Below are 26,718 nucleotides of genomic sequence, written 5' to 3'. Positions count from 1 at the left end.
AAAGGTTGGGAGTTATGGAAGGGAAAATTTTAATCGTTGATGATCAATATGGCATTCGTGTTTTATTGCATGAAGTGTTCCAAAAAGAAGGTTATCAGACGTTCCAAGCAGCGAATGGATTTCAAGCTTTAGATATCGTGAAAAAAGATAATCCGGATTTAGTAGTGTTAGATATGAAAATCCCAGGTATGGATGGTATAGAGATTTTAAAACATGTAAAAGAAATTGATGAGAGTATTAAAGTGATTTTAATGACTGCTTATGGAGAATTGGATATGATTCAAGAAGCGAAAGATTTAGGAGCTTTAATGCACTTTGCTAAACCGTTTGATATTGATGAGATTCGTCAAGCAGTGAGAGATCAGCTTGCTGTAGAGGCGTAAAAAATGAATTTTTTATAAAAAATATGGAAAAAAGCGTTTACATGGACTATTGAGCAGGTGAATACAGTTGAGTTTTTGAGTACAAGTTGTTATCCTATTGAGTGTAGAAAGAAGTCCGGTATGTAAATATACATATTTTACCTTATTCTGGTCATACTACCAGCGATAAGAATTTATCGGATACAAAAAACGTTTTTTAGGAGGATTCACCATGCCTTTAGTTTCTATGAAAGAAATGCTAAACACAGCACTAGAAGGAAAATACGCAGTTGGTCAATTCAACATGAACAACTTAGAGTGGACTCAAGCTATCTTAGCTGCTGCGGAAGAAGAAAAATCTCCTGTAATCTTAGGTGTATCTGAGGGTGCAGCTCGTCATATGACTGGTTTCAAAACAGTTGTAGCTATGGTTAAAGCTTTAATCGAAGAAATGAACATTTCTGTTCCTGTAGCGATTCACCTTGACCATGGTTCAAGCTTCGAAAAATGTAAAGAAGCAATTGATGCAGGTTTCACATCTGTAATGATCGACGCTTCTCACCACCCATTCGATGAAAACGTTGAAACTACTAAAAAAGTGGTAGAATACGCACACGCTCGTAACGTATCTGTTGAAGCTGAGCTTGGAACAGTTGGCGGACAAGAAGACGACATCATCGCTGAAGGCGTAATTTACGCTGATCCAGCAGAGTGTAAGCACCTTGTTGAAGCAACAGGTATCGATTGCCTAGCTCCAGCTTTAGGTTCTGTACACGGTCCTTACAAAGGTGAGCCTAACTTAGGATTCGCTGAAATGGAACAAGTTCGTGACTTCACTGGCGTACCTTTAGTATTACACGGTGGTACTGGTATCCCAACTGCTGATATCGTAAAAGCTATTTCTCTAGGTACTTCAAAAATTAACGTAAACACTGAGAACCAAATTGAGTTTACAAAAGCTGTTCGTGAAGCATTAAACAAAGACCAAGAAGTTTACGATCCTCGTAAATATATTGGACCTGGCCGCGACGCTATCAAAGCAACTGTTGCTGGTAAAATGCGTGAGTTCGGTTCTAACGGTAAAGCGTAAGAATAAAATTCCGTTTTGGAAACCGTCTAGTCTTTTAGACGGTTTCCTTTCGTTGTATAATGAAAGCGCGAACAAGTCTAAAGATTTTATAAAGTGAATTTTTGGTTTGCAAATATAGAAAATAATGTGCATAGTCCTATTAATAAATGTGGTAAGTATCTGAATTGAGTAATTTGATTCGATGAATAGTTAATCTTCATCTATTTGTACAGCAGGGGAGCTAAAGGTGATGGTTTTCTACTTATTGAGTTTCAGGATGGAAAGAGTGATTGAGATTCTTAAGGGGGAATCTTCTACTTCTTATAAAGAAGTAGAAGATAAATACATTCACAAGAAGGGAGCTCAATATGGAAAAGTTGCTAATTGAAGGCGGAAGAGCTTTAAATGGAACGATTCGTGTGAGTGGTGCAAAGAACAGTGCTGTTGCACTAATTCCAGCGACAATTTTAGCAGATACTCCAGTAACTATTGGCGGTGTTCCTAATATTTCGGACGTGAAAATGTTAGGAGACTTACTAGAGGAAATTGGAGGGAAAGTAACTTATGGGCAGGAAGAAGAGATGGTAGTCGATCCTTCTAACATGGTTGCGATGCCTTTACCAAATGGAAAAGTGAAAAAATTGCGCGCCTCTTATTATTTAATGGGTGCAATGCTTGGCCGTTTTAAAAAAGCTGTTATTGGGCTTCCAGGTGGATGTCATTTAGGGCCACGACCGATTGATCAGCATATTAAAGGGTTTGAAGCGTTAGGGGCATATGTTACAAATGAACAAGGTGCCATTTATTTAAGAGCAGACGAACTACGTGGGGCACGTATTTATTTAGATGTTGTTAGTGTAGGAGCTACGATTAATATTATGCTAGCGGCTGTACGAGCGAAAGGTAGAACTGTTATTGAAAATGCAGCGAAAGAACCAGAGATTATTGATGTAGCTACATTGTTAACGAGTATGGGAGCACGTATTAAAGGTGCTGGTACAGACGTAATCCGAATTGATGGTGTGGATTCACTGCACGGTTGTCACCACACTATTATTCCAGACCGTATTGAAGCTGGTACGTATATGATTTTAGGAGCAGCATCAGGAGGAGAAGTAACAGTTGATAATGTTATTCCTCAGCATTTAGAATCCGTTACGGCGAAGCTAAGAGAAGCTGGTGTTCAAATTGAAACGAACGATGACCAAATTACAGTGAACGGCAATAGAAGGTTAAAAGTAGTTGATGTAAAAACGCTTGTATATCCAGGGTTTCCAACAGATTTACAACAGCCGTTTACAACGCTTTTAACAAAAGCGCATGGAACAGGAGTTGTAACTGATACAATTTACAGCGCACGTTTCAAGCATATTGATGAATTACGCCGTATGAACGCGCAAATTAAAGTAGAAGGCCGTTCAGCAATTGTGACTGGACCGGTTTTATTGCAAGGTGCGAAGGTGAAAGCGAGTGACCTACGAGCTGGTGCATCCCTTGTTATTGCGGGTTTAATGGCAGATGGCATTACAGAAGTAACGGGACTTGATCATATTGATCGAGGTTACGAAAATATAGTAGACAAGCTTAAAGGGCTTGGTGCAAACATTTGGCGAGAACAAATGACAAAGCAAGAAATTGAAGAAATGAAGAATGCATAAAGTGAAACTTTAATCAGTATGGGCTATCCCACGCTGATTATTAACCCTCACCAATCGGGATAAGGTGGTGATACTTCCGTTAATGGGGAGCGAAGAATCACTACTAACGGAAGTACACTTTATAGAAAAACAAGGTTCACAAAATACGGCAGAAATATAAAGACTTAAAGGAGAGGGATTATCGTGGAAAGAAGTTTATCTATGGAGTTAGTACGTGTAACAGAGGCTGCAGCATTATCATCAGCGCGTTGGATGGGGCGCGGAAAAAAAGATGAGGCAGATGGTGCAGCAACATCAGCTATGCGTGATGTATTTGATACAATTCCGATGAAAGGTACAGTTGTAATTGGCGAAGGTGAAATGGATGAAGCGCCAATGCTATATATCGGAGAGAAGTTGGGTACAGGATATGGACCACGCGTAGACGTTGCAGTTGATCCTTTAGAAGGGACAAATATCGTAGCAGCTGGCGGATGGAATGCGCTTGCTGTTATTGCAATTGCAGATCACGGCAATTTGTTACATGCTCCTGACATGTACATGGATAAAATAGCGGTTGGTCCAGAAGCAGTTGGTGCAGTTGATATTGACGCACCTATTATCGACAACTTACGTGCAGTGGCGAAAGCGAAAAATAAAGATATCGAAGATGTTGTAGCGACAGTTTTAAACCGTCCACGTCATCAAGCAATTATCGAAGAAATTCGTAAAGCTGGTGCTCGTATTAAATTAATTAACGATGGAGATGTAGCTGGAGCAATCAATACAGCATTTGACCGTACTGGTGTAGATATTCTATTCGGTTCTGGTGGAGCACCTGAAGGTGTATTAGCTGCGGTCGCATTAAAATGCTTAGGTGGAGAAATTCACGGGAAGCTCTTACCTCAAAACGAAGCTGAACTAGCTCGTTGTAAAAGAATGGGTATTGAAGATATCAATCGTATCCTTCGTATGGAAGACTTAGTAAAAGGTGACGATGCAATCTTTGCAGCAACAGGTGTAACAGACGGAGAACTATTACGAGGCGTTCAATTTAAAGGTAGCGTCGGAACGACACAATCCCTTGTTATGCGTGCAAAATCAGGCACAGTACGCTTCGTAGACGGCCGCCATAGCTTAAATAAAAAACCGAATTTGGTTATTAAATAAAAAGCGTAAGCGGCTCGTTTAGAATTGCAGGGCATTGGAACTCTCGACCTTGAAGCGTTTTTTGCTTCGAGTGAGAGAGTGAAATGACCGGAGATTCTAGCCGCTGGAACTGGATTAAGTAAAAAGCGTAAGCGGCTCGTTCAGAATGGGAGGGGGATGGAGCTCCTGACGAAGAGGCGCTTTTTGCCTCGCAGGAAGAAGCGAAACCACCGACCATTCTAGCTGCTGAAGCTGGATTAAATAAAAGCAGAAATACCTTATCTATTCTGCCTTAAAATCAGGTGTGTAGAAAAAAGAAAGAAATATGAAAAGGCGAAGACAAATTTTCTTGTCTTCGCTTCTTGTATTTGTGTTTCAACGTATTGATTAAAACTAGATAAAAGGGTTACAATAGTGAATATTATCCTACTTGAACTTATTGCCTTTCATTATTATTTATTTGCCTTCCGTATTTTTCCCTTTACCCATGTGAAAAGAGAATAAAGTTAAAGTGTGGTGTCTGAATGAATTTGTCAATTGCAGCATTAGAAAACATGAAATTAAAAGAGTTATACGAGCTTGCGAAGGAATTTAAGATTTCGTATTACAGCAAGTTAACGAAAAAAGAGCTAATCTTCTCTATCTTAAAAGCTCGAGCAGAAAAAGAAGGTTTCTTTTTCATGGAAGGCGTATTAGAAATTATTCAATCAGAAGGATTTGGATTCTTACGTCCTATCAATTATTCTCCAAGCTCAGAAGATATTTATATCTCGGCTTCGCAAATTCGTCGTTTCGATTTACGTAATGGAGATAAGGTTTCTGGTAAAGTACGACCTCCGAAAGAAAATGAGCGCTATTTTGGATTGCTACAAGTTGAAGCTGTAAATGGAGATGATCCAGACTCAGCAAAAGAGCGTGTACATTTCCCTGCATTAACACCGTTATACCCAGATCGCCAAATGAAATTGGAGACGGAAACGAAAAAGTTACCGACACGCATCATGGATTTAATCGCACCAGTTGGATTTGGACAACGTGGTTTAATTGTTGCGCCTCCAAAGGCTGGTAAAACAAGTCTGTTAAAAGAAATTGCACACAGTGTCACAACAAATCATCCGGAAGCAGAATTAATTGTACTTTTAATTGATGAGCGTCCAGAGGAAGTAACAGATATTGAACGTTCTGTTAAAGGTGATGTTGTAAGTTCTACTTTTGATGAAGTGCCAGAGAATCATATTAAAGTAGCGGAGCTTGTATTAGAGCGTGCAATGCGTCTTGTAGAACATAAAAGGGACGTTGTCATTTTAATGGATAGTATTACCCGTTTAGCGCGTGCTTACAACCTTGTTATTCCGCCAAGTGGTAGAACCTTATCGGGTGGTATTGATCCTGCTGCTTTTCATAGACCGAAGCGTTTCTTTGGGGCTGCGCGTAATATCGAAGAGGGCGGTAGCCTAACGATTTTAGCAACAGCGCTTGTTGATACAGGGTCTCGTATGGATGATGTAATTTACGAGGAGTTTAAAGGAACTGGAAATATGGAACTTCACTTAGATCGCTCATTAGCTGAGCGCCGTATCTTCCCAGCGATTGATATTCGTCGCTCTGGTACGCGTAAAGAAGACCTATTAATTCCGAAAGAACATTTAGACAAGCTGTGGGGTATTCGTAAAACAATGCGTGATACACCAGACTTTGTTGAAGGCTTCTTACGTAAACTTCGTCAAACAAAGACAAATGAAGAATTTTTACAAAACATTGTTGCAGACTCAAAAAGGTATGTAACCACTAAGTAAAGGGAAAAGATGGGGACTCGCTTATTTCGTAGTAAGCGAGTTTTTTATGTTTTTAAGGGAATATTAGAGAGAGTAATATATGGAAAAAATTTGTTTTTTGAGATAGAAATCATATTTGGATTGAGAGCTTGAAGTGTCCTGCGATTCTGGGCGAGCCGCTTGCGCTTTAAGGTGTATCTAGTTCCATCTCCAGCGGCTAGAATGGTCGGTGGCTTCGCGTCTTCCTACGAGGCAAAAAGCGCCTCTACGTCAGAAGCTCCATCCCCCTCTCATTCTGAACGAGCCGCTTGTGCTTTTAATTTTTAAAAAGACAAAAACAGGTAGTTGCAAAATGGAGTTAGCCTTGTTATAATTTCATCATATGTGTTTCATCAATATAGTTGTGTAAGCAGCTGAAGATGAAAAACTCTGTTTCGAAAATGATTCAGGGCGGAAGGAGATGAAAAGAATGAAAGCAGGAATCCATCCAAATTACAATAAAGTTGTATTTATGGACACGAACACTGGCTTCAAATTCTTAAGCGGGTCTACAAAAGGCTCTAGCGAAACTGTTGAGTGGGAAGATGGTAACACTTATCCATTACTAAAAATTGAGATCAGTTCTGATTCTCACCCATTCTACACTGGACGTCAGAAGTTTGCTACTGCAGACGGACGTGTTGACCGCTTCAATAAGAAATACGGCATCAAGTAATAAAGAACATAAAACAGGCAAGTGTATGTATTCGCTTGTCTGTTTTTTTTGCGAAAATATTAAACCTTTACCCTACTTTGGATTAGGAAAGTAGATGAAAGGAGAGCTCAATGTACTTAATGAATCAAAATGGTTGGATTGAAGTGATTTGCGGGAGTATGTTTTCTGGGAAATCAGAAGAGCTCATCCGCCGTATACGCCGTACACAATTTGCGAAACAACATGCAATTGTATTTAAACCATGTATTGATAATCGTTATAGTGAAGAAGATGTTGTATCACATAATGGATTAAAGGTTAAAGCAGTTCCTGTTTCAGCTTCAAAAGATATATTTAACCATGTAACAGAAGAAATGGATGTTATTGCAATCGATGAGGTACAATTTTTTGATGGGGACATTGTGGAAGTGGTGCAAGTATTGGCAAATCGTGGCTATCGTGTCATTGTAGCTGGATTAGACCAAGATTTCCGTGGTCTACCATTTGGACAAGTTCCTCAGCTGATGGCGATTGCTGAACATGTAACTAAATTGCAGGCAGTTTGTTCTGAATGTGGATCTCCTGCAAGTCGTACGCAACGTTTAATCGATGGAGAACCAGCGGCATTTGATGATCCAATTATTTTAGTTGGGGCTTCAGAATCGTATGAACCACGTTGTCGTCATTGTCATGCAGTACCTACAAAACAAAGATAAGTGAAACTCGCTATGTAGAGCGGGTTTTTTTCGAAAATAGATGAAGATTGGTGGCAAGCTCTTCGTGTCTAAGAACCGCCGCTACTCAAGGTGAAAAGCACCTTTTGTGCGAGAAAACCTTAGCCAGTCAGAGCTGAGCGAGCCGCTTGCGCTTTTAAATATTATCTAGCTCCAGCGGCTAGAATGGCCGGTGGTTTCGCTTCTTCCTGCGAGGCAAAGAGCGCCTCTCTGTCAGAAGCTCCAACCTCCTCCCATTCTGAGCGAGCCGCTTGCGCTTTAAATATTATCTAGCTTCAGCGGCTAGAATCTCCGGCCATTTCACTCTCTCGCTCGAAGCAAAAAGCGCTTCAAGGTCGAGAGTTCCAATGTCTTGCGATCCTGAGCAAGCCGCTTACGCTTTTAAATATAATTTGCGTTTTTTTGATTAAGTACCATATACTATTTGTATTAGATACTAGGATGTAGAGGTGAATGGTGTGTTAGATCGTTTGCAAGCTGTAGAAGATCGTTATGAGAAGTTGAATGAGTTGTTAAGTGACCCAGAGGTTATTAGCGATACAAATAAGCTTCGTGAGTATTCAAAAGAGCAATCTGATATTCAGGACACGGTAGAGGTGTACCGTGAGTATAAAGATGTTCGGGAGCAATTACGAGATGCAAAAGCAATGTTAGAAGATAAGTTAGACGCTGATATGCGTGATATGGTAAAAGAAGAGGTTTCTGAATTAGAAGGACAAGAGAAAACATTATCAGAACGTCTGAAAATTTTACTTGTTCCAAAAGACCCTAATGATGATAAAAACGTTATCGTTGAGGTTCGTGGCGCTGCTGGTGGTGACGAGGCAGCTTTATTTGCTGGTGATTTATATCGTATGTATAGCCGTTATGCTGAGGTGCAAGGTTGGAAAACTGAAATTATCGAAGCGAGCTATACAGAGTTAGGCGGATATAAAGAGATTATCTTTATGATTAACGGTAAAGGTGCTTTCGCGAAGCTGAAATTCGAGAATGGTGCTCACCGTGTACAACGTGTTCCTGAAACGGAATCTGGCGGACGTATTCATACATCTACAGCAACTGTAGCTGTACTACCAGAGGCAGAAGAAGTAGAAATTAATATTCATGAAAAAGATGTTCGTGTTGATACGTTTGCTTCTAGTGGTCCTGGTGGACAAAGCGTTAATACAACGATGTCAGCGGTACGTTTAACGCATTTACCGACTGGTGTAGTTGTATCTTGTCAGGATGAGAAATCACAAATTAAGAATAAAGAAAAAGCGATGAAAGTATTACGCGCACGTGTTTATGATAAATTTAGACAAGAAGCGCAAGCTGAGTATGATCAAAATCGTAAACAAGCTGTTGGTACGGGAGATCGTTCAGAGCGTATTCGTACGTATAACTTCCCGCAAAACCGTGTTACAGACCATCGAATCGGTTTAACGATTCAAAAGCTAGATCAAATCCTACAAGGTAAGTTAGATGATTTCATCAATGCCTTAGTGATGGAAGATCAGGCGCAAAAGATGGAGGCAGCTGAGTAATGCGTGTCTATGAAGCCCTGAAATGGGCTTCTTCTTTTTTACAGGAAAATGGACGAGATGAAAATGCGGGAGAAATTGTCCTTTGTCATGTATTAAAGACGAACAGAACCGGAATGCTCATGAATATGCGTGAAGAAATAACTGCGGAACAAGAGGAAAGTTTTGCAGAATTTATCCACAAGCATGTAGAAGGTATTCCGATCCAATATATGCTCGGTTATGAAATGTTTTATGGCCGATCATTCTTTGTAAATGAAGAGGTATTGATACCAAGACCGGAAACAGAGGAACTTATAGTTGGAGTACTAGAGAGAATTGAGCGCCATTTCGGTAATGAGGAGCTTCACATAGCGGATATTGGAACAGGTAGTGGAGCGATTTCTATTACGCTCGCTTTAGAAAATAAAAATCTTCATGTGTATACAGTAGATATCGCACAGGAGTCGATTGAAGTTGCAAAAGAAAATGCAAAAACTTTAGGGGCGGATGTAACTTTCTATCACGGCGATTTACTGTCTCCGTTTTATGAAACAGGTCAGAAGTTAGATGTTGTTGTTTCCAATCCTCCGTACATACCAGAGGAGGATTGGCGTGGTCTTTCTACTGTTGTGAAGGAGCATGAGCCGAAGCGTGCGCTTGTTGGTGGTGAAGATGGACTAGATTTCTATCGTCGTTTTATGGAAGAATTGCCGAATGTATTACAGAAAAAGGCGATTGTGGCGTTTGAAATTGGTGTAGGGCAAGGTGAAGATGTGAAAGTATTATTACAGCAAACTTTCCCGCGCGCTCAAGTTGAAGTTGTATTTGATATTAATGGAAAAGATCGCATGGTATTTGCAGAGATGGAGTAAGGCATAAGCCTTACTCTATTTTTTGTATGAAAAATTCGTAACTACTCAGCCATACATTTTATTTAGAATTTTGGTAAGGGGTATTATTCCAGAGAAAATACGCCTCTTATTACCTATAGAAAGTTATTTTCATTTTTCAGCATATAGATTGCTGCCACGAAGATAAAAATGGACATACACTTTGCTAGCTTTCTTTGTTTTAAAACTTTGCGCGTGGCAGGAAAAGGCCCTGACCGCTCCTGTGCATAGCCAGTCCCTCTCGTCTATTTAAAAAAATGTTTTTCTGTCGGTTTTTCATAGAGTGGCTGATTAGTTACAAAAATTCATATAGATTTTGAATTTAATAGTTTAGAAAGATGAAAGTCTGTCCACACTGTTTTTAGAGGGGACGGTGGAGGAAATGAAAAAACAAGTTATTGCTTACTTTCTTTTATTATTAATTGGTGCACAGTTACTTGTGCAGTTTGGATATATGAAAGCTGATGCAAAAGGGCCTACTGTTATTCCGAAAGAGGCCGTTCGATTACGTATTTTAGCTAATAGTGATTCCGATAAAGATCAGGCATTAAAACGTAAAGTACGTGATGAAGTGAAAGCGCAAATTGATGGATGGGTAGCGGATTTAACGTCATTTGAAGAAGCTCGAAAAGTAATTCAAAATCATATTCCTGAAATTGAAAAGACAGTGGCGAATACGCTGAAAAGAGAAGGAAGTAAAGAGGCGTTTCAAGTGAAATTCGGTAAGAATGTGAAGTTTCCTACAAAGGTATATGGGAATTTTATTTATCCGGCAGGAGAATATGAAGCGGTACTTATTACAATTGGAAAAGGTGAAGGTGCAAACTGGTGGTGTGTATTATTTCCACCGATGTGTTTCTTAGATTTTTCAAGTGGTACAGCTGTAAGGAAAGAAGAACATGTTGTGAAGGCTGAATCTCCTGAGGAGGGGGAAGTTAAGGGGCAAGATGAGGAAGTAGTGGATGTACCAGAGAAGAAAGAGGGTAAAGTGAAAGAAACGAAGGTTGTAAAGCAGGAAGTCGCAAAAAAAGTAACAGATTCTGAAAAGAAAGTAGTAAAACACGAAACACAAGTAGAAGAACAGCCTGTAAAAAAAGTAGAAACAAAAACTGTGGAAAAAGTGGAGAAACCTGTGGAGCAAAAACAAGAAAAGCAAAATGAGTATGTAACAGTAGAAGAGGAAGAGAAACCAGAGGTTAAATTATTTATCGTCGAAGCTTTTACATCTTTATTCTCTAAATAGTGCTATTAATAAATCCTTCCTCATATATATCAATGAGGAGGGATTTACTATGAAGAACGTGTATTTTGCTACGAAAGCAGATGTAGAAAGATTACATTCTTTTTTCGGACAAGCTAATAAAAAAGATGATAAAATAAATGAGTTGTACGCACAATTTATGATCTTGGAAGAGGCGGGAGAAATACGAGCGGTAATTGGATATGAACAAAGTGGAGAAAATGCACTTATCCGTTCTTGTTTATTCACACCTAATGTGGATAAACAGACTTTCTTATATTTTTTCGAGATGTTTTTGCAGTATATGAAAGAAAAAGATATTCGACAATTGTACTTACTCACAAATCATCCACAATCTGTGACCATCTTTCAGTTTTTTAACTTTGTCATTATAGAGAAAGAGGAAGTGCCAGAGGGAATTCGACAGTTAGAACACTTTTGTAAAAATATAAAAGAGCTAAATGCAATAATACTAAATTGTCAGCTATTCACAAAGTTATCCACGGATTAACAAGGTTTATCCACATTTTGTGGATAAACCTTGTTTGTCTTTTGGATAAATCTCATAGTAAACTAAAAATAGACAAGTATTTCATGGTAGAAAAGGACGTGGGAAAAAATGCATACAAATATGTGGGTTGTGGATAATGTTGTGGAAAGAAAAAAATATTATCCACAATTAAAAGAAGCAGCGAGATTATTAAGAGAAAATGAAGCGGTGGCCTTCCCAACGGAAACGGTTTATGGGTTAGGAGCAAACGCAATGGATGATGAAGCGATAGCGAAAATTTTTGAAGCGAAAGGGAGACCGAGCGATAATCCACTGATTGTCCACATAGGAACAAAATCTCAGTTAGATGGTATCGTAAAAGAAATTCCGCCGGTTGCAGAAAAGTTAATGGAGCATTTTTGGCCAGGACCATTAACAATCATTTTACCGAGAAAAAAAGGGATTTCAGAGAGGGTTACGGCAGGACTTAATACAGTCGGAGTGAGGATGCCGGATCATCCAGTAGCGCTCGCCCTTATTGAAGAGGCAAACGTGCCTGTTGCGGCACCGAGTGCGAATCGTTCAGGACGCCCAAGTCCAACGTTAGCTTCTCATGTGTATGAAGATTTAAATGGGAAAATTGCTGGTATTGTTGATGGCGGGGCGACAGGAGTAGGTGTTGAATCAACTGTAATTGATTGTACGAGCGAAGTTCCGACGATTTTACGTCCTGGTGGGATTACGCAGGAACAATTGGAAGCAGTAATAGGAAATGTTTCTTTAGATCCAGCTTTAAAGGATGAGAAAGAAAAACCGAAATCGCCTGGAATGAAATATACACATTATGCACCGAAAGCGCCACTTAGTATTGTTGAAGGATCCCGTGAGTTTATTCAACGTATTGTGGATGAGAAAAAGAAAGAAGGATTTAAAGTAGGTGTATTAACGACCGAAGAGTATCAACATGTGTATAGTGCAGATGTTGTATTGTCTTGTGGTGTGCGAAGCGATTTAGCCAGCGTTGCGACTAAGTTATATGATGTGCTTAGAACGTTTGATGCAAGTGAAGTAGATGTTATTTTTAGTGAATCATTCCCGAATGAAGGCATAGGAAATGCAATTATGAATCGTTTAACAAAAGCTGCGGGACATCATATTATCACTGAATGATAATGTACCTTTAGCAAACAGAATATTTTTCCTCGGATAAGCATATTGTGAAGTAGCACGTCCGAGGGGGGATATGAATGACACTTGAACAATTAATACCTTTAATAATTATGGCATTCGCCCTGGGGATGGATGCATTTTCAGTGAGCCTCGGTATGGGGATGGTAACATTAAAGTTAAGACAAATCCTTTATATAGGTATGACAATTGGGATATTTCATATTATTATGCCATTTATCGGAATGGTACTAGGACGTTTTCTATCAGAGAAGTATGGGGATGTCGCGAATTTTGCAGGAGCTATTTTATTAATTGGGCTAGGGTTCTATATTGTATATTCGTCTATTTTAGAAAGTGAAGAGACTAGAACTGCTCCAATTGGAATTAGTTTATTTGTATTTGCATTTGGTGTCAGTATAGATAGTTTTTCAGTAGGTCTTAGTCTTGGAATTTACGGAGCAGAGACAATTATTACGATATTATTGTTCGGACTAATAAGTATGTTACTGGCGTGGATGGGTTTATTGCTCGGTAGGCATGCCAAAAATATGCTTGGTACATATGGTGAAATAGTAGGTGGTATCATTCTGGTTGGATTTGGATTATATCTCCTTTTTCCTATATAATTTTATATAGGAGGGAATTATGAACAAGTTATTGGAATGGTATGTTAAGTTTTTAACCTTCTTTCCTAGATGGCTAAGAAGGCTAATAATCTGGGGTATTATTTTGCAAATTTCGATGTTAGGTTGGATTAAGTTAATTCGTGAATGGTGAGATCGTTCCTTTCTGTGCATAGTTTCGTTTGTACTATATTGATCACACTAAAAAATTACAAATATAGAAAGGATGAGATGGATGACGAGATTGAAGCAAGTTTTTGGTATTATTATTAGTTTTTTTGTTTTTTGGTTCAGTATGCTCGGTGTACAAATGTTTGCTGAGTTTTTAGATATTGAGTCATTGAAGTTTGTTGCAGGAAAATCGGAGGCGGCGCGTACTTTTTATTCTCCGTACCCGTTTTTAATTGTTTTCCTTATTACGTTACTTTCCTTATATTTCTTTGTAATAAAGCTTGGTAGATCTAAAAAAGAGAAATTCCCGGCATTAGAGGAGAAGAACGAAGAATTACGATAAAAAATCCCCCGCTTTCAGCGGGGGGGTATGTTTGAGTGATGAAGCTGGAGCTTTTCGGTGGCATCCAGCTCCCCCTCCTAGGCCCTTGAGTCTAAGAACCTTCCCCACGAGAAGATAAAAAGCATCTTCTGTGAGGAAGAACCATTCTGAGCGAGCCGCTTCCGCTTTTAGATCTATCCAGCTCCAGCGGCTAGAATGGTCGGTGGCTTCGCGCCTTCCTGCGAGGCAAAAAGCGCCTCTACGTCAGGAGCTCCATCCCCCCTCTCATTCTGAACGAGGCGCTTCCGCCTTTAGTTGTATCCAGCTCCAGCGGCTAGAATCTCCGGTCATTTCACTCTCTCGCTCGAAGCAAAAAGCGCTTCAAGGTCGAGAGTTCCAATGCCCTGCGATTCTGAACGAGCCGCTTCCGCCTTTAAATGGGCCTCACTAATTCAAATTGTTCTCCTAGTTTTGCGTAGTTGTGTCCTGCTAGGCGGCTTATTGGTTTTAGTTCTTCGGCGTGAATTCGGCCGTTTTCGTATAAGTGTTCAGCGACGTGAAAGCGAACGACGCGGCCGATTAGTAGGTCACAAGCTGGCGAGTCTTCGGTTCCGCCGAGTGGGATAGCGCGTTCTAATATGCACTCCATTCGAATGTTTGCTTCTTTAACCCCTGGTACTGAAATGACATCACTGTCAATCGGTGTTAGTTTTGCTAATTTGATTTCACTTTCATTAGGAGGTAGGTTCGCTGCTGTTTCGTTGATCGCTTCTACGTAAGATTCATCAGAAATATGTACGACAAATTCCCCTTTTTCTATTGCGTTTCTGGAAGTGTCTTTCGGTTTTCCTTCTTTGCGTTGTACTGAAACTGAGATAAGTGGTGGATTGGCAGCGACGATATTGAAATAACTATATGGCGCACCGTTCAATACGCCATCTTTAGTTACAGAAGTAACGAATGCAACAGGACGTGGAATGATACTTCCAGTTAGTAATTTGTAATTATCTTTTTCGGTTTGTTCGTTTGGATTAATGGATAACATGTTGTAATCCCCTTTCTAAATATGAATACTTATTGTTCCTTTACAAGATATCAATGGGAATCTCCTGCTGAAAATAATATTTTTTTGATGATGTAAAAAAAAGAGATTACCTCGATTGTACTGAAGTAATCTCTTTTTTTGTAAATATCTTGAAATAGAGATAAATATTAAAGTAAAACGTAAGCGCCGGGTCCAATTAAAGCTACACCGATAGCGACAGCGATTAACATTAAATTATATTCGAATCCGTTTTGTGTTACCCAGTAACCATTTTTTCCGTGAACTGTGAAAATTGCTACTAACATTGTTCCTACGATAAATAATGAACCAACTACAGTGAAAATACCTGCTGCGAATAAGAAACCACCTAATAGTTCAGTTGCGCCAGCCATAAATGCCATAAATACACCAGGACGTAAGCCGATTGACTCCATCCAGCCGCCAGTTCCCTTTAAGCCGTAACCGCCGAACCAACCAAATAATTTTTGAGCACCATGACCCATGAATGTAATTCCTATAATAAGACGAATAATAAGAAGACCGATATCCATCATTTTAAAAAACCTCCTAAAAGTTATTAACTTACCTTATGTAAGTAATAATAAAATAGTTACTTACTTTAGTCAAGTGGATTTCGACAAAAATTTGAAAGTAATTTTACAAATTAACAACAAAAAATAAAATGTAGTAAAGACCTCTAGACAAGTAAGTGAAAAAAAGAGAAAATATAAGTAGAAGTTAACTTCTCATTGTTGTTCAGACAATCAGAATTGACTGGAATTTTGTGAAGCGCTACAATAAGAGTCTAGTAGTAATGACATGATTTATTTCGAAAGAGTTTTTACAGTATAACATTCGAAGTATGAAGTCTTACGTGTATTTCGATCTTGAATAGAGATTGCCCTATAAACTTTTAGGTAAATTATAAGGAGGACTATCCTATGTTTAAAAAATTATTCGGTTTTGGTTCAAAAACAAATGAAGAAACAATCGTAGCTCCATTAACTGGAGCAGTGAAAAATATTGAAGAAGTACCAGATCCAGTATTCGCTGGTCGTATGATGGGTGACGGTGTTGCGATCGATCCTACTGAAGGTGTAGTTGTATCTCCAGTTGATGGTGAAATCGTACAATTATTCCACACGAAACATGCTATTGGAATTAAAGCGAAAAACGGTACAGAAATTTTAATCCACGTTGGATTAGAAACTGTAAAAATGGAAGGTGAAGGTTTCGAAGCTCACGTTTCTGAAGGACAAGCTGTAAAAGCTGGAGATAAATTAATCTCATTCGACTTAGAATTAATTCGTGAAAAAGCGAAAAGCACAATTACTCCAATCGTTATTACAAACACAGATGCAGCTGAGTCTATTAAGACAACTGTAGGTGTAACAGCTACAAAAGGTTCAACAGAAGTAATGAAAGTTACAATGAAATAATTATTTGATAGAAGGAATCCGTTTCATATGAAATGGATTCCTTCTTTTGTTTCGTAGTGTGTTCATTATGTATGGTGAAATACTTTGGGCACTTGGAAATAGGGTTTCACATATATGTGGATAAGGCGCATTTTTCTTAGAAAAAATATAAGAGAAATGCGCCTTTCGTATATTCACATTTCTTTTGTTCTATTCTAATGTACGCTATGATAAATGGTAGGAAACAGAAAAAAAGGGGTGGGTTTAGATGAAACGGGTGTTATTTGTTTGCACTGGAAATACATGCCGTAGTCCGATGGCTGAGGCTTTGCTTCGTCATTATGGAGAAGGTAAATTTGAAGTGCAATCTGCTGGTGTTTTCGCCTATCCTGGAAGCGATGCGTCGATACATGCAAAGGAAGCTTTAGCTGAAAAAGGAATTGTAATCGATCATGCCGCGCAGCAGGTAAACGATGCTTTGGTTGATTGGGCGGATATTGTAGTAACAATGACGGAAAACCATAAGCAAATTGTACTTGGGTATTACCCGAGCGTGGAAAAGAAATTGGATACATTATATGGATTAACTGAGGGTGTAAGTAAGGATATTTCAGATCCATTTGGTGGATCGCTTTCTATTTATAAAGAAACGTTAGAAGAGATGGAAAAACTTGTACAAACTTTACTGAAAAAACATTCAGAAGGTTGATGTTTCGTGTATAATACGATATTGGAGATCACTTTGTTCCATTAAGGTAGCGAGTGTGAAATGAAGATAATTGATTGAAACTTCGGAGGGGTAAAAATGAAAGTAGTAGTAGCATCTGATCACGGCGGTATGAATATCCGTAAAGAACTTGTAAATTTATTAGAAGAGTTAAATATTGAATATATTGATTTAGGTTGTGAATGTGAAGCTGGTTCTGTTGATTACCCTGATTTTGCGTTTCCAGCAGCAGAAATGGTCGCGAATGGTGAAGTGGATCGTGGTATTTTAGTTTGCGGGACAGGCATTGGCATGTCAATCGCAGCAAACAAAGTAAATGGTATTCGTTGTGCATTAGTTCATGATACTTTCAGTGCGAAAGCGACGAGAGAGCATAATGACACTAACATGTTAGCAATGGGCGAGCGTGTAATTGGAGCTGGTCTAGCGCGTGATATCGCGAAAATTTGGCTAACAACTGACTATGAAGGTGGCCGTCACGAAAACCGCGTAGGAAAAATTAAAACGTACGAAACAAAGTAATAGATTCTAACTATAAGTAGTATGAAATATAATTTGGTGAACCAACCTGTGAAAGGAAGAGGCGTAATGACAGAAATCGTAAAGGTAAGAGAACAGCTACAAATGTCGCTTTCTGATTTCCAAGAACAAGCCACGCTGCAAAGAGGCCAAATTTTTGTAGTGGGGTGTAGCACGAGCGAAGTGCTAGGTGAAAGAATTGGAACATCAGGAACGATGGAAGTGGCAGAGGCGATTTTTTCTGAATTAAAACAATTTCAAGAGAGAACAGGTATTGAATTGGCGTTTCAATGTTGTGAGCATTTAAATCGTGCTTTAGTAGTTGAGAGAGATGTAGCGATGAAATATCAATTTGAAATTGTAACAGTTACGCCTGTTAGATCAGCAGGTGGTGCATTAGCGACGTATGCGTATCACAATTTTAAAGATCCGGTAGTAATTGAGTTTATTAAAGCAGATGCAGGAATGGATATCGGCGATACATTTATCGGTATGCATTTAAAGCATGTAGCTGTACCGATTCGTACAAGTGTGAAGGAAATAGGAAGTGCGCATGTAACGATGGCAAAAACACGTGGGAAACTAATAGGTGGAGCACGTGCCGTTTATGCGGCAAATGAAGAAGCTATTCCTTGCCGTTAAACATGAAAAATTATAAAGTCTTATAACAGCTTTATATCGAAAGGTAAAAGGTATGTAGTCTGACTTTATAATAGAAGAAAGAAAAGACCAATTTTGGTCTTTTTTTTTCTTTTATGATATAGAAAGTCATGTTAGAATGTAGTTGAAAACATGAAGGTTCGAAAGAATTACAACCTGAATTTTCGTTTTTTCTGAATAAATGAGAAAAAACTATTGGGAATTGATGTAATTCGTTCAGAAAAGGGGGATTTTGGTGAATCATTTAAAACGTCAAGATGAAAAGGTATTTGCTGCAATTGAGGCAGAACTAGGAAGACAGCGTTCAAAGATCGAGTTAATTGCTTCGGAAAACTTCGTAAGTGAAGCAGTAATGGAGGCGCAAGGTTCTGTTCTAACGAATAAGTATGCTGAAGGATATCCTGGAAAACGTTACTATGGTGGTTGTGAACACGTAGACGTAGTAGAAGATATCGCACGTGATCGCGCGAAAGAAATTTTTGGCGCAGAGCATGTAAATGTTCAACCACATTCTGGTGCACAAGCGAACATGGCAGTATACTTCACGATTTTAGAGCAAGGCGATACAGTACTTGGTATGAATTTATCTCATGGTGGTCACTTAACACACGGAAGCCCTGTTAACTTCAGTGGAGTACAATATAATTTCGTAGAGTATGGCGTGGATGCTGAATCTCACCGTATTAATTACGATGATGTATTAGCAAAAGCGAAAGAACATAAACCAAAATTAATCGTTGCAGGTGCAAGTGCATATCCTCGTGTTATCGATTTCAAACGATTCCGTGAGATTGCAGATGAAGTGGGCGCATACTTTATGGTTGATATGGCACATATCGCTGGTCTAGTAGCTGCTGGTTTACATCCAAACCCAGTACCACATGCACATTTCGTTACAACGACAACACATAAAACATTACGTGGTCCACGTGGTGGTATGATTTTATGTGAAGAGCAATTTGCAAAACAAATTGATAAATCAATCTTCCCTGGTATTCAAGGTGGTCCACTTATGCACGTAATTGCTGCAAAAGCTGTTGCATTTGGTGAGACACTACAAGATGATTTTAAAACATATGCACAAAATATCATTAATAATGCGAATCGTTTAGCTGAAGGCCTTCAAAAGGAAGGACTTACACTTGTTTCTGGCGGAACAGACAATCATTTAATCTTAATTGATGTTCGTAACTTAGAAATTACAGGTAAAGTAGCAGAGCACGTATTAGATGAAGTTGGTATTACAGTGAACAAAAATACAATTCCATTTGAAACAGCAAGCCCATTTGTAACAAGCGGCGTACGTATCGGTACAGCAGCTGTAACATCTCGTGGTTTCGGTTTAGAAGAAATGGATGAAATTGCGGCACTTATTGCTTATACATTAAAAAATCATGAGAATGAAGTTGCATTAGAAGAAGCAAGTAAGCGTGTAGAAGCGTTAACGAGCAAATTCCCAATGTATACAAGTCTATAATAGATTGAAAAAGACTGCTGAAACGTAATTGTTTTGGCAGTCTTTTTTGTGGACATATATTATTTTTAAAGTATGTATACAAATGATGAATAAATTTTGGCGATATAATGAAGGATACAGCTCCCATAATTGGTAAAGATACTAGATAGATTCATTCTAATTCACGATTTTACCAAATTTGCCCTTGAATATTAGTAGCGTTTTCTTTACAATCGTAAATAGTGTAAAAAAGCGTGTAAACGCATGAATATCATCTAAAGGAGAGATTCACATGGGAAAACTGTATGTATTTGATCACCCGTTAATTCAACATAAGATTACATATATTCGCGATAAGAATACAGGTACGAAAGATTTTCGTGAATTAGTGGACGAAGTAGCAAGCTTAATGGCTTTCGAAATTACTCGCGACCTTCCACTTCAAGACATTGAAATTGAAACACCTGTAAGCAAAGCGACAACAAAAGTGATCGCTGGTAAAAAACTTGGTTTAATTCCGATTTTACGTGCAGGTTTAGGAATGGTTGATGGAATTCTGAAATTAATTCCAGCAGCAAAAGTAGGACACGTTGGTCTATACCGTGACCCTAAAACATTGCAACCGGTAGAATACTATGTGAAACTTCCAACGGATGTAGAAGAGCGTGACTTTATCGTACTAGATCCGATGCTAGCAACAGGTGGTTCTGCGGCTGAAGCAATTAATTCTCTGAAAAAGCGCGGTGCAAAGCAAATTAAATTAATGTGTATCGTAGCTGCTCCAGAAGGAGTAAAAGTAGTGCAGGAAGAGCATCCTGATGTTGATATTTATGTAGCGGCATTAGATGAGAAGTTAAATGACCATGGTTATGTAGTTCCAGGTCTTGGTGATGCTGGTGACCGTTTATTCGGAACGAAGTAAGACAAAAGACGAGAGGGGGGATTCCCCGCTCGTTTTTTTTTCGCCCTCAGCGCACGGGGGAGGGGGAGATAAATATACAGGGTATATACAACATAAGTTATATACACATCACATATAATATAGAAGTCTTACGTCTCGGGGACACTATATTATGGAAGGAAAGCGCTATATCTTAAAAATATAATAGTGACAAACTTGTGAACATTTTCTTCTATTATAAAGAGAAAACTGTTAGAAATTGCATATCTCTAACCAGTATTTAGAAGGGGAACGTTTTCATTTTTGGGAGGAAATGCCTAATACTCAAATTTTTTGATTTTTTACGATTTCTCGTTGACACTGTTAATACCCTATTGTATGCTAACAACGGGGATAGATGGTAGGGCTTTCAGTGACAAAAATGCATCTATTCCGTGACGAAAATGTAAACTTTTTATTTTGTATAGAATTTATGCAGAAAAATGAGTTATTATTAACACATCGTGAATGAGGGTTACATATTGGAGGGATGAATCCTTGCAAAAAAACGATCGCAGCCATATAAAAGCGTATGCTTTAATGTCAGGAATACTTGCTCAGTTAGTTGGTTCTATTCTTATTGGAATCTTTGGTGGGCAATGGATTGATAATAAGGTTGGAACGTTTCCGTTGTTTCTTATTATAGGGTTATTACTCGGGTTAGGAACAGGGGTATACGCAATGATTCGACTCATTCAACATTACTATTCGGGAGAGCAATGATGATAGACGTACATGGACTTGTCCAACGACAAAAGAAATATATGTACTACTTGCTTGCGCTTCTAGTGCTAGGATGGGGAATTACCTCTTACAAGGATGTATTTCTTGGGCTGATTATCGGAACGATTTTCAGTTTTCTTAGTTTGCGCATCATTGCACGTAGAACAGACAAGCTATTAGATCGCGTAACAAATGGAGAAAACGTGAAGTTTAAGGCGACAGCGGTAAGTACATATTCAAGATTCGCCACGATTGGGTTATTAATTTTATTTGCAGCCAAATATCAAGAGTTAATTGCGATGTGGGGCTTAGGTGTAGGATTGCTGACAGGATACCTTGTCATGATCATAGATTTTCTTTATTTAGAGTATACGAGCAGGGAAGAGAGGTGAATTACTAGTGGAACACGGTAAATTAGTTGAATTTCTAGGTTTAACGTTCGATTTGTCATCAGTTATGATGGTTACTGTAGCAGCAGTTATTGTTTTCTTAATCGCTGTTATCGGAACTCGCAGCTTAGCGCTTCGCCCAACCGGAATGCAAAACTTCATGGAATGGGTGTTTGACTTCGTGAAAGGGATTATCAATAGTACGATGGACTGGAAAACAGGTGGACGATTCTTAACGCTTGGCGTTACGCTTATCATGTTTATCATCGTATCGAACTTCCTTGGTTTACCATTCATGTATTCAACAGTTGAGGCTGGCGAACATATTGCATGGTGGAGATCACCAACGTCTGATCCAGCAGTTGCATTAACATTAGCCGTGATGGTAGTTACCCTCACCCATTACTATGGAATTAAGATGAAGGGTACGAAAGAATATGCTAAAGGTTATTTCCAACCTATGAAATTCTTATTCCCATTAAAGGTTATTGAGGAGTTTGCTAACACATTAACGTTAGGTCTTCGTTTATTTGGTAACATTTACGCAGGTGAAATCTTATTAGGATTACTTGCTAAGTTAGGTGGGGCATCATTCTTAGGAGCATTAGGTGCACTTGTACCGATGTTAGCATGGATGGGATTCAGCGTATTCGTTGGTTCAATCCAGTCATTTATTTTCGTAATGTTAACGATGGTTTATATGGCTCATAAAGTAAGCCATGACCATTAATATAATTTAAGTAAGAAAAAATTTATTTTTTTATAATACAAAGGAGGACAAATTAAATGAGTTTAGGTGTAATCGCAGCTGCAATTGCAATTGGTTTATCAGCATTAGGTGCAGGTATTGGTAACGGTCTTATCGTATCACGTACAATCGAAGGTGTTGCTCGTCAACCAGAATTAAAAGGCGCACTTCAAACAATTATGTTCATCGGGGTTGCATTAGTTGAGGCACTTCCAATTATCGGTGTAGTTATTGCTTTCATCGTAATGAACAAATAAGGGAGACTCCCCTTACATAGATGGCGAAGAGTGTTTTTTGAACTTTCTTCGCCATTGCTTTATGAACTAAACGTATGTCTTTTTTTTTCATATGATCAATTTAGATATTTTGAAGGGAGTGAATCCTTGTGCCAACTTTATTATTAGGGGCTTCCATTCCATTTGGAACGATTGCTTATACATTGTTCATTTTCTTACTTCTATTAGTAATGCTACGCAAATTTGCGTGGGGTCCTTTAATGGGAATTATGAAAGAACGTGAAGAGCATGTTACTAATGAAATCGACGCTGCAGAAAGAAGTAACACTGAAGCGAAGAAGTTAGTAGAAGAACAACGTGAAATGTTAAAACAATCGCGTGTTGAAGCACAAGAGTTAATCGAAAGAGCGAAAAAACAAGCTGTAGATCAAAAAGATGTTATTGTTGCTGCTGCGAAAGAAGAAGCAGAATCAATTAAAACATCTGCTGTACAAGAAATTCAACGCGAAAAAGAGCAAGCGATTGCTGCTTTACAAGAACAAGTCGCTTCTTTATCTGTTCAAATTGCTTCTAAAGTAATTGAAAAAGAGTTAAAAGAAGAAGATCAAGTGAAGTTAATTCGCGATTATATTAAAGAAGTAGGAGAAGCGCGATGAGCAATGGGATTGTAGCAAAACGTTATGCTGTCGCTCTTTTCAAAATTGCAAAAGAAAAACACGTATTAGAAATGTTTGAAGAGGAATTACGCCTTGTACAAAACGTTTATGTAAAGAACGGAGAACTACATAGCTTTTTAACGCAACCGAACATTTCAAAAGAGCAGAAGAAAACGTTTCTTGCAAACGTATTCGCATCTGTTTCTGAATCTATTTTAAATACGTTATATATTTTAATTGATAACAAGCGTATTGATATTCTACCTGAAATTGCAGATGAATATGTTGTTCTTGCTAATGAAGAACGTAACGTAGCGGATGCAACTGTATATTCTATTCGTCTTCTATCAGAAGACGAAAAACTTAACATTGCAGAAGCATTTGCAAAAAAAACAGGAAAAGATGCAATTCGCGTGAAAAATGTTGTAGATGAAGATTTACTAGGCGGCATTAAAGTACGTATTGGAAATCGCATTTACGACGGAAGCTTACAAGGAAAATTAGCACGTATTCAGCGTGAATTAATGAAGAATAGATAGGGGTGAAGCACATGAGCATCAGAGCTGAAGAAATTAGCGCACTGATAAAGCAACAAATCGAGAACTATCAGTCTGAAATCGAAGTTAGTGATGTTGGTACAGTTATCCAAGTTGGTGACGGTATTGCGCGTGCTCATGGTCTTGATAACGTTATGGCTGGTGAACTTGTAGAGTTCTCTAACGGCGTTATGGGACTAGCACAAAACTTAGAGGAAAACAACGTAGGTATCATTATCTTAGGACCTTACACAGAAATCCGTGAAGGTGACGAAGTTCGTCGTACTGGTCGCATCATGCAAGTACCAGTAGGAAAGGAACTAATCGGTCGTGTTGTAAACCCATTAGGTCAACCAGTTGATGGTTTAGGCCCAATCAATACAACAAACACTCGTCCAATCGAAAGTCCAGCACCAGGTGTAATGGATCGTAAATCTGTTCATGAGCCACTTCAAACAGGTATTAAAGCGATCGATGCTCTTGTACCAATTGGCCGTGGTCAACGTGAGTTAATCATCGGTGACCGTCAAACAGGTAAAACAGCAGTTGCACTTGATACAATCATTAACCAAAAAGATGAAGATATGGTTTGTATCTATGTAGCTATCGGACAAAAAGAATCAACTGTACGTAACGTAGTAGAAACACTACGTAAGCACGGTGCATTAGATTACACAATCGTTGTAACTGCATCAGCTTCTCAACCAGCTCCATTATTATACCTAGCTCCTTACGCTGGTGTAACAATGGGTGAAGAGTTCATGTACAATGGTAAACACGTTTTAGTAGTATATGATGACTTATCAAAACAAGCAGCGGCTTACCGTGAGCTTTCATTACTATTACGTCGTCCTCCAGGTCGTGAAGCATATCCAGGGGATGTATTCTACTTACATTCTCGCTTATTAGAGCGTGCAGCAAAATTAAGTGATGCAAGAGGCGGCGGTTCTTTAACTGCACTACCTTTCATCGAAACACAAGCAGGGGACGTATCAGCTTACATCCCAACAAACGTAATTTCTATTACGGATGGACAAATCTTCTTACAATCTGACCTATTCTTCTCTGGCGTACGTCCAGCGATCGATGCGGGTACTTCTGTATCTCGTGTTGGTGGATCTGCTCAGATTAAAGCGATGAGTAAAGTATCAGGTACACTTCGTCTTGACCTTGCATCTTACCGTGAGTTAGAAGCGTTCGCTCAGTTCGGTTCTGACCTTGATAAAGCAACACAAGCGAAACTAAACCGTGGTGCTCGTACAGTTGAGGTATTAAAACAAGGATTACACAAACCGTTACGTGTAGAGAAACAAGTTATCATTCTTTACGCTTTAACACGTGGATTCCTAGATGATATCCCAGTAGTAGATATCACTCGTTTCGAAGAAGAATTCCATGCTTGGTTAGATTCAAATGCAACTGACTTATTAAGCGAAATTCGCACAACTAAGAAACTTGCGGATGACGACAAATTTGCAGCAGCAATTAACGGATTTAAAAAAGTATTCGTAGCTTCTGAATAATAATTAAAAGTGAAGTCGACTGTGGCTTAGCTAGATCATATAAAAGGCATCTCAGCTTTTGAGATTGCTGACGGTTATGTAAAGGAAAAGAGTAGGTGCACCTATTCTTTTCCTTCAATCATGAGCAAGAATATCTTGCAACGTAGATTAGGAAGAGGATTCTTACTAATCGTGCCAACTTCCGGAAAAAAGGTGGTGAAAACCTGTGGCATCTTTACGCGATATAAAAGCGAAGATTAACTCGACAAAGAAAACGAGTCAAATTACGAAAGCGATGGAGATGGTATCTGCATCTAAGTTAAACCGTGCAGAGCAAAATGCTAAATCTTTCGTTCCGTATATGGAAAAGATTCAAGAAGTAGTAGCGAGCATTGCGCAAGGAAGTAAAGGGATTAATCATCCAATGCTAAATGCGCGTCCTGTAAAGCGTACAGGATACATCGTTATTACATCTGATCGCGGACTAGCAGGTGGTTATAACAGTAACGTATTACGTACAGTAAGTAACGTAATTCGTGAACGTCATAATATGGATTCAAACCAATATTCAATTATTGTGCTTGGACGACTAGGACGTGATTATTTAAAACGTCGCGGCTTTAACATCATTGATGAAGTAGTTGGATTATCTGACCACCCATCATTTACTGATATTAAAGATATTGCTTCTCGAGCAATTGCGATGTTCGCAGATGGTGCTTATGACGAGCTGTATATTTACTACAATCATTATGTAAGTAAAATTTCACAAGAAGTAACGGAAAATAAAATTTTACCGCTTACGGATGTGGCGTCTGATAAACCGACGACAGCTTATGAATTCGAACCTTCTGAAGAAGAAATTTTAAAAGTATTATTGCCACAATACGCAGAAAGCTTAGTGTACGGTGCATTACTAGACGGTAAAGCAAGTGAGCATGCGGCGCGTATGACAGCAATGAAGAGTGCTACAGACAACGCAATGGAAGTTATCGATTCACTTACACTTTCATTCAACCGTGCGCGTCAAGCAGCGATTACGCAAGAAATTACGGAAATCGTTGGTGGAGTAGCGGCGTTAGAATAGTATTAAAAAGCGTAGGCGGTTCGTTCAGAATGAGAGGGGGATGGAGCTTTTGACGTAGAGGCGATTTGTGCCTCGCAGGAAAAAGCGAAGCCACCGAACATTCTAACCGCTGGAGCTAGATTCAATAAAAAGCATAGGCGGTTCGTCCAGAACAGGAGAGTCGCGTAAGCTATAAACTAATAAAAATTAAAAGCCGACTTCTCTTAGAAAGCTGGCTAATTAAAAGAAAGCTAGGAGGGAACCCG

Annotated in this window: 32 protein-coding genes; 30 read left to right on the top strand and 2 right to left on the bottom strand. The window is 38.9% G+C overall.

The window, feature by feature from the left end; translation table 11 throughout:
• Positions 1–14: 14 nt before the first annotated feature.
• The 15 genes from spo0F (at position 15) to ABH960_RS02080 (ending at position 13,852) form a co-directional block, all read left to right on the top strand.
• A complete protein-coding gene (gene spo0F / locus ABH960_RS02150) occupies positions 15–383 on the top strand; it encodes a sporulation initiation phosphotransferase Spo0F (protein WP_000398592.1) in 369 nt (122 codons plus the stop codon).
• A gap of 211 nt (positions 384–594) precedes the next feature.
• Positions 595–1,452 (top strand): class II fructose-bisphosphate aldolase, encoded by an 858-nt coding sequence (locus tag ABH960_RS02145; RefSeq protein WP_002016312.1) that lies wholly within the window; start codon positions 595–597, stop codon positions 1,450–1,452.
• 347 nt (positions 1,453–1,799) lie between these two features.
• Positions 1,800–3,089: a UDP-N-acetylglucosamine 1-carboxyvinyltransferase gene (gene murA, locus ABH960_RS02140; RefSeq protein WP_002034893.1), complete on the top strand. Its 1,290-nt coding sequence runs from the start codon at positions 1,800–1,802 to the stop codon at positions 3,087–3,089.
• A 183-nt stretch (positions 3,090–3,272) separates the two neighbouring features.
• Positions 3,273–4,238 (top strand): class II fructose-bisphosphatase, encoded by a 966-nt coding sequence (glpX, locus tag ABH960_RS02135; protein ID WP_002016310.1) that lies wholly within the window; start codon positions 3,273–3,275, stop codon positions 4,236–4,238.
• 503 nt (positions 4,239–4,741) lie between these two features.
• On the top strand, positions 4,742–6,013 hold the full coding sequence (gene rho, locus ABH960_RS02130; RefSeq protein WP_002016308.1) for a transcription termination factor Rho: 1,272 nt from the start codon (positions 4,742–4,744) through the stop codon (positions 6,011–6,013).
• Positions 6,014–6,461: 448 nt separating this feature from the next.
• Positions 6,462–6,707, top strand: a complete 246-nt coding sequence (locus tag ABH960_RS02125; RefSeq protein WP_000643447.1) for a type B 50S ribosomal protein L31 — start codon at positions 6,462–6,464, stop codon at positions 6,705–6,707.
• Between the two features lie 110 nt (positions 6,708–6,817).
• Positions 6,818–7,402, top strand: a complete 585-nt coding sequence (locus ABH960_RS02120; protein WP_002016305.1) for a thymidine kinase — start codon at positions 6,818–6,820, stop codon at positions 7,400–7,402.
• A gap of 476 nt (positions 7,403–7,878) precedes the next feature.
• Positions 7,879–8,946, top strand: a complete 1,068-nt coding sequence (prfA, locus tag ABH960_RS02115; RefSeq protein ID WP_002113060.1) for a peptide chain release factor 1 — start codon at positions 7,879–7,881, stop codon at positions 8,944–8,946.
• Positions 8,946–9,797, top strand: a complete 852-nt coding sequence (gene prmC, locus ABH960_RS02110) for a peptide chain release factor N(5)-glutamine methyltransferase (RefSeq protein WP_404442360.1) — start codon at positions 8,946–8,948, stop codon at positions 9,795–9,797. Before prfA ends, prmC begins: the two co-directional genes overlap by 1 nt.
• A 400-nt stretch (positions 9,798–10,197) precedes the next feature.
• Complete coding sequence (gene spoIIR / locus ABH960_RS02105; protein WP_404442357.1) at positions 10,198–11,058, top strand: stage II sporulation protein R; 861 nt, start codon at positions 10,198–10,200, stop codon at positions 11,056–11,058.
• A 49-nt stretch (positions 11,059–11,107) separates the two neighbouring features.
• Positions 11,108–11,566: a GNAT family N-acetyltransferase gene (locus ABH960_RS02100; RefSeq protein ID WP_404442354.1), complete on the top strand. Its 459-nt coding sequence runs from the start codon at positions 11,108–11,110 to the stop codon at positions 11,564–11,566.
• Positions 11,567–11,674: 108 nt separating this feature from the next.
• Complete coding sequence (locus ABH960_RS02095) at positions 11,675–12,715, top strand: L-threonylcarbamoyladenylate synthase (RefSeq protein ID WP_113936187.1); 1,041 nt, start codon at positions 11,675–11,677, stop codon at positions 12,713–12,715.
• A gap of 77 nt (positions 12,716–12,792) precedes the next feature.
• Positions 12,793–13,341, top strand: a complete 549-nt coding sequence (locus ABH960_RS02090) for a manganese efflux pump MntP (RefSeq protein WP_113936188.1) — start codon at positions 12,793–12,795, stop codon at positions 13,339–13,341.
• Positions 13,342–13,360: 19 nt separating this feature from the next.
• The gene (locus tag ABH960_RS02085; protein ID WP_001037634.1) at positions 13,361–13,492 is read left to right on the top strand and encodes a hypothetical protein; all 132 of its coding nucleotides are present in this window, start codon (positions 13,361–13,363) and stop codon (positions 13,490–13,492) included.
• A gap of 81 nt (positions 13,493–13,573) precedes the next feature.
• A complete protein-coding gene (locus ABH960_RS02080; protein WP_002034899.1) occupies positions 13,574–13,852 on the top strand; it encodes a DUF3935 domain-containing protein in 279 nt (92 codons plus the stop codon).
• 412 nt (positions 13,853–14,264) lie between these two features.
• Here ABH960_RS02080 and ABH960_RS02075 read toward each other — a convergent pair whose 3' ends face one another.
• Together ABH960_RS02075 and ABH960_RS02070 are read right to left on the bottom strand one after the other, a co-directional pair.
• Positions 14,265–14,876 carry a flavin reductase family protein gene (locus ABH960_RS02075; RefSeq protein ID WP_404442349.1) on the bottom strand — a complete coding sequence of 204 codons (612 nt, stop codon included), beginning with the start codon at positions 14,874–14,876 and terminating at the stop codon, positions 14,265–14,267.
• Between the two features lie 167 nt (positions 14,877–15,043).
• The gene (locus ABH960_RS02070) at positions 15,044–15,430 is read right to left on the bottom strand and encodes a DoxX family protein (RefSeq protein WP_002068579.1); all 387 of its coding nucleotides are present in this window, start codon (positions 15,428–15,430) and stop codon (positions 15,044–15,046) included.
• Between the two features lie 387 nt (positions 15,431–15,817).
• Here ABH960_RS02070 and ABH960_RS02065 point away from each other — a divergent pair, with 387 nt between their 5' ends.
• The 15 genes from ABH960_RS02065 (at position 15,818) to atpG (ending at position 26,473) form a co-directional block, all read left to right on the top strand.
• Positions 15,818–16,315 (top strand): PTS sugar transporter subunit IIA, encoded by a 498-nt coding sequence (locus tag ABH960_RS02065; RefSeq protein ID WP_002016294.1) that lies wholly within the window; start codon positions 15,818–15,820, stop codon positions 16,313–16,315.
• Positions 16,316–16,562: 247 nt separating this feature from the next.
• Positions 16,563–17,003: a low molecular weight protein arginine phosphatase gene (locus ABH960_RS02060; protein ID WP_404442344.1), complete on the top strand. Its 441-nt coding sequence runs from the start codon at positions 16,563–16,565 to the stop codon at positions 17,001–17,003.
• A gap of 96 nt (positions 17,004–17,099) precedes the next feature.
• On the top strand, positions 17,100–17,543 hold the full coding sequence (rpiB, locus tag ABH960_RS02055) for a ribose 5-phosphate isomerase B (RefSeq protein ID WP_002089748.1): 444 nt from the start codon (positions 17,100–17,102) through the stop codon (positions 17,541–17,543).
• A gap of 66 nt (positions 17,544–17,609) precedes the next feature.
• Positions 17,610–18,182, top strand: coding sequence for a TIGR01440 family protein (locus tag ABH960_RS02050; protein ID WP_404442624.1), 573 nt, complete (start codon positions 17,610–17,612; stop codon positions 18,180–18,182).
• A 253-nt stretch (positions 18,183–18,435) separates the two neighbouring features.
• Positions 18,436–19,677, top strand: a complete 1,242-nt coding sequence (glyA, locus tag ABH960_RS02045; RefSeq protein WP_242310796.1) for a serine hydroxymethyltransferase — start codon at positions 18,436–18,438, stop codon at positions 19,675–19,677.
• 271 nt (positions 19,678–19,948) lie between these two features.
• On the top strand, positions 19,949–20,578 hold the full coding sequence (gene upp / locus ABH960_RS02040) for a uracil phosphoribosyltransferase (RefSeq protein WP_002139017.1): 630 nt from the start codon (positions 19,949–19,951) through the stop codon (positions 20,576–20,578).
• A gap of 376 nt (positions 20,579–20,954) precedes the next feature.
• Entirely contained in the window at positions 20,955–21,068 is a 114-nt protein-coding gene (locus tag ABH960_RS02035; protein WP_000232963.1) for a DUF4024 domain-containing protein, read from the top strand.
• Positions 21,069–21,094: 26 nt separating this feature from the next.
• Complete coding sequence (locus tag ABH960_RS02030; RefSeq protein ID WP_002089742.1) at positions 21,095–21,319, top strand: AtpZ/AtpI family protein; 225 nt, start codon at positions 21,095–21,097, stop codon at positions 21,317–21,319.
• On the top strand, positions 21,319–21,711 hold the full coding sequence (locus tag ABH960_RS02025; protein ID WP_002016288.1) for an ATP synthase subunit I: 393 nt from the start codon (positions 21,319–21,321) through the stop codon (positions 21,709–21,711). The genes ABH960_RS02030 and ABH960_RS02025 overlap by 1 nt, the downstream gene beginning before the upstream one ends.
• Before the next feature lie 7 nt (positions 21,712–21,718).
• On the top strand, positions 21,719–22,438 hold the full coding sequence (gene atpB, locus ABH960_RS02020) for a F0F1 ATP synthase subunit A (protein WP_002089740.1): 720 nt from the start codon (positions 21,719–21,721) through the stop codon (positions 22,436–22,438).
• Positions 22,439–22,494: 56 nt separating this feature from the next.
• The gene (gene atpE / locus ABH960_RS02015; protein ID WP_000052064.1) at positions 22,495–22,713 is read left to right on the top strand and encodes a F0F1 ATP synthase subunit C; all 219 of its coding nucleotides are present in this window, start codon (positions 22,495–22,497) and stop codon (positions 22,711–22,713) included.
• Positions 22,714–22,841: 128 nt separating this feature from the next.
• Positions 22,842–23,348, top strand: coding sequence for a F0F1 ATP synthase subunit B (gene atpF / locus ABH960_RS02010; RefSeq protein WP_002113045.1), 507 nt, complete (start codon positions 22,842–22,844; stop codon positions 23,346–23,348).
• A complete protein-coding gene (gene atpH / locus ABH960_RS02005) occupies positions 23,345–23,887 on the top strand; it encodes a F0F1 ATP synthase subunit delta (RefSeq protein WP_002113044.1) in 543 nt (180 codons plus the stop codon). Before atpF ends, atpH begins: the two co-directional genes overlap by 4 nt.
• Before the next feature lie 11 nt (positions 23,888–23,898).
• Entirely contained in the window at positions 23,899–25,407 is a 1,509-nt protein-coding gene (gene atpA, locus ABH960_RS02000) for a F0F1 ATP synthase subunit alpha (RefSeq protein WP_113936192.1), read from the top strand.
• Positions 25,408–25,612: 205 nt separating this feature from the next.
• Positions 25,613–26,473 carry a F0F1 ATP synthase subunit gamma gene (gene atpG, locus ABH960_RS01995; protein WP_002016283.1) on the top strand — a complete coding sequence of 287 codons (861 nt, stop codon included), beginning with the start codon at positions 25,613–25,615 and terminating at the stop codon, positions 26,471–26,473.
• Positions 26,474–26,718: the final 245 nt, after the last annotated feature.

Source organism: Bacillus sp. RC252, assembly GCF_044909215.1.
Classification (GTDB): Bacteria; Bacillota; Bacilli; order Bacillales; family Bacillaceae_G; genus Bacillus_A; species Bacillus_A mycoides.
Note: the sequence above shows the minus strand (reverse complement) of the source record. Positions and strands in the feature narration are given on the sequence as shown.